The 229-nt window shown below is 59.8% G+C and carries 1 protein-coding gene; it reads right to left on the bottom strand.

Annotated features, from left to right (window positions below; translation table 11 throughout):
• Positions 1-229 (bottom strand): hypothetical protein (locus AC1RPN_RS09275; RefSeq protein WP_481763894.1); only part of this gene is annotated, 229 nt, incomplete at both ends.

Genomic DNA, 229 nt, shown 5'->3' with positions numbered 1-229 from the left:
CGACGACGCTTGCGCGGTTTATCTTCCGCGTCGCCCTTGTTCAGGGACCACTCAGGCACGGCGTCGAGGCTCGGCGGCTCATACTGATCGGTGACACTCGACTTCTTGATCACCTTGTTAGCCGGGTCAAACACCAGACCACGCTCGCGGAGCGAGGCCCGGACTTTCTTCCACTCCGAGAACGGGAGAAGCGATCCACTGTCTACCGAATCAGGAGGCATGTACATCG

The sequence above is a fragment of the Dellaglioa sp. CoH-57-MRSF-20 genome (genome assembly GCF_056781955.1).
The sequence above is the reverse complement of the archived record's forward strand: the minus strand, read 5'-3'. Positions and strand labels throughout refer to the sequence as shown.